The sequence below is a fragment of the Syntrophaceticus schinkii genome, assembly GCF_000946815.1.
Lineage (GTDB): Bacteria > Bacillota > DSM-12270 > Thermacetogeniales > Thermacetogeniaceae > Syntrophaceticus > Syntrophaceticus schinkii.
On record NZ_CDRZ01000083.1, the window covers coordinates 1 to 1,523 of the forward strand.

The 1,523-nt window shown below is 40.1% G+C and carries 3 protein-coding genes and 1 pseudogene; all 4 read right to left on the reverse strand.

Annotated elements, in window-relative coordinates; genetic code table 11:
* Nucleotides 1-190: pseudogene (locus SSCH_RS21720) on the reverse strand (recombinase family protein); the annotation flags it as partial.
* A 115-nt stretch (nucleotides 191-305) separates the two neighbouring features.
* Entirely contained in the window at nucleotides 306-503 is a 198-nt protein-coding gene (locus SSCH_RS18915) for a recombinase family protein (RefSeq protein WP_044664514.1), read from the reverse strand.
* A 158-nt stretch (nucleotides 504-661) separates the two neighbouring features.
* Nucleotides 662-1,015, reverse strand: a complete 354-nt coding sequence (locus tag SSCH_RS04975) for a hypothetical protein (protein ID WP_156972108.1) — start codon at nucleotides 1,013-1,015, stop codon at nucleotides 662-664.
* Between the two features lie 75 nt (nucleotides 1,016-1,090).
* On the reverse strand, nucleotides 1,091-1,523 hold a 433-nt coding region (locus SSCH_RS04980), incomplete at its 5' end, for an ABC transporter ATP-binding protein (RefSeq protein ID WP_044664516.1).

Consider the following 1,523-nt stretch of genomic DNA (forward strand, 5'->3'; position numbering starts at 1 on the left):
AAGTATATTTTTTGTCAATGGAGCGTGAAACGTGACGCGAGGACGGTCCTTTTGTCACGCTTCTGTTGTTCTGATACTGTTGAATGCCACCTTTTCCCCGGGGTCCAGGTGTTCCTTTGCTGTTTAAATATTTTGCAAGTTTTTGCTGTCCCCAACCATCTATATACTTCTCTATGATAAAATGAAGTGTAGGATAAGCATCCGGATTTTCACATAATACTGCCTATCCTCACTTAATATATAGCCATAAGCCGGATTTGGAGAATTACCTTTCCACTCTTTGGCTTTCATCATCTGGGTCAGTTTTACCAATCCAGCAGTTTGCTCCTCTCTTTTTGCGCCAGGGCAGCATAAAATATCAATAAAAACTCATCATCATCTGTACGGCTGTCATAGCTCTCTTTGATGGATATAAAAAAGTCGCCGTAGCTGGCTATTTCTCTTTTAAGCTCCAGTATATCCATCACATCCAGGCTTGCCCTGGAGATCTCCTTGGCAACCACACCTTTGGAGTTGATACTCGTATATACTCCCCTATGTCTATAAACTCCTGGGATATTGTTTCTTTTGGATCATGCAGCACAGTAAGTCTACGTCCAGAAATATGAGCAGGAATCAGTTCGTCGGTCAAACCGAGGCTTCGCCTATAGGAAGACGATAATTAATAGAAAAGTATGCGAAATACCTTATATCTCACTGTTCCCTCAAAGTCTTTCGGCGTTACAATAATCTTTTCATTGCCCCCTCTCGAAAAAAAGAAACTATCCTTTATACTGTCTCCCGCTGTTAAATCCTCTTTTAAAGCTATTGAACCATCGTTATTGACAACCTCTACCAATACCGAGCCTGTTACCTGATGATCATCCTGTACACTCAGCTCCAAATTAACCCTTTTATTTCTATTGCTATCATTTTTAATCTCAACAGTTTTGTTGTGCTCTTCGTCAAAAGATAAAACTCCGCTTTCTGAAGAGACACTCGCAGATACCACTGCCACCAATACCACTCCAATCAAAAGTAAGGCAAAAAGAAAATTAGTTTTTATTTTTTTTCATATCAGCACTCCCTTCTTTCTTCTATAAAAAATCCATCAATTAGGCATATCAGACACTATCTTACCATCCTCCAACATTATGATTCGACGGCAATATTCCGCGACATCCTGGCTGTGGGTTACGATAATAACGGTTTTCCCCTCCAAGTTTAATTTAGTGAATATATCCATTATCACCCTTCCTGTTTTTTGATCCAGTGCCCCTGTCGGTTCATCCGCCAGTATTATTTCCGGTCTATTGACCAGTGCCCGAGCAATAGCCACTCTTTGAGATTGCCCTCCTGACAGTTCACTGGGAAGTTTATTCTTTTTATCTTCAATACCCAATCTACAAATCATTTCCTCAATTCGTTTCTTCTTTTCCCGCCTACTGATTCGAGTATAATCTAAAGGCACTTTCACATTTTGATACGTGTTATAGTCATCAATCAAAGCAAACTGCTGGACGACAAAGCCAAAACAGCTATTT